The sequence below is a fragment of the Prevotella amnii CRIS 21A-A genome (assembly GCF_000177355.1).
Lineage (GTDB): Bacteria > Bacteroidota > Bacteroidia > Bacteroidales > Bacteroidaceae > Prevotella > Prevotella amnii.
This window is the reverse complement of record NZ_ADFQ01000108.1, coordinates 1-1,421: the sequence shown is the minus strand read 5'-3', so window position 1 is coordinate 1,421 and position 1,421 is coordinate 1. Positions and strand designations below refer to the sequence as shown.

2 protein-coding genes are annotated in these 1,421 nt (G+C 42.6%); both read left to right on the top strand.

Annotated elements, in window-relative coordinates; all coding sequences use genetic code 11:
• On the top strand, nucleotides 1-1,129 hold a 1,129-nt coding region (locus HMPREF9018_RS09945), incomplete at its 5' end, for a site-specific integrase (RefSeq protein WP_008451208.1).
• A 33-nt stretch (nucleotides 1,130-1,162) separates the two neighbouring features.
• Nucleotides 1,163-1,421 (top strand): Arm DNA-binding domain-containing protein (locus tag HMPREF9018_RS09940; protein ID WP_039864898.1); only part of this gene is annotated, 259 nt, incomplete at its 3' end.

Below are 1,421 nucleotides of genomic sequence, written 5' to 3'. Positions count from 1 at the left end.
TATAGCACAGTTTAGTTGCAAGCTATCTTGTGATATAGATTTGTGGAGTCCTCGTGAGAGTAGAATGAGGGGCAAGAGCCGTGAGGCGGTGGAAGTGAACGGAAAGCTGGATAGTTTAGTACTTTCCATTCAGTCCGCTTATCAAACATTGCTCTCCAAAGGACAGGTATTTACTGCCACGGACATCAAGGAGCAGTTTCAAGGGAGCGTACAATCTCGGTGTATGCTTATAGAACGTCTTGATAGACTTATTAGGGAGAAAGAAGAACACATTGGAATAGATATTAAGAAAGATACGCTATCTAATTATCACTCTACACGAAGCAATCTTCGCACATTCATCGAAGAGAAATATAAGGTGAAGGATTTAGCTTTCTCACAACTATCTGAAAACTTTATTTACGACTTTAGAGATTACTTCTTGGGGACATTAGGTTTTCAAGAGAGCAGTTTTTATGGTGCAGCCTCCCAAATAAAGACCGTATGCAGGTTGGCATACCGTGAGGGATTGGCTGACACCTTGTTGTTTGCTAATGCAAAAATAGCAAGAGGAGATAAGAAGCTACCCAAAGCTCTTGACAGGTGTTCGCTTGACAAACTAATGAACATACAGTTTGGAGAGTTGGAGGAAGAAATGGAAACCGCAAGGGACTTGTTTGTCTTTGCCTGCCATACGGGTGCAGCCTATTGCGATTTGATGGAGTTAAGCAGGTTGCAACTTGTCCGTGATGACGAGGGAAGTCTTTGGCTGAAGTTCAACAGGCAGAAGACTGGAGTACTTTGCCGTATCAAGTTGTTGCCCGAAGCCATCAGGATAATAGAGAAGTACAAGAGCGATGAAAGGGAAAGCCTATTGCCACAGATGAAATATGCCACCTATCAATCGTATCTTAAAGCATTGCGCCTAAGAGCCAGCATAGCCTTTCCCTTTACCACACATACGGCAAGGCATACCTTTGCCACGCTCATTACCCTTGAACAAGGAGTACCGATAGAAACGGTAAGCAAGATGTTGGGGCATAGTAACGTGAGTATGACCGAGCGGTATGCAAAGGTTACGCCACAGAAACTATTTGTGGAATTTGAGCGTTTCCTTTCTTTCACGGAGGATATGCAGATGAGTATTTAGCCATAGAATAGAAGCATTAAAACTAAAATCATGATGAGAAGTACATTCAAAACACTGTTTTATATCAACAGACAAAAGACCAAGGCAAATGGTCAAACCTCCATACTCTGCCGTATCACGATAGATGGCAAGAACTCTGTTATTACCACAAACGAAGAATGTAAACCTGCGGAGTGGAATACTAAACAGGGGACGACAACGGACAAGAAAATCAATCTTCGCCTGCAAGCATTCAGAGAACTGGTAGAGAAGACTTATCAGGAACTGCTCTTAAAAGACGGAGTGATAAGTG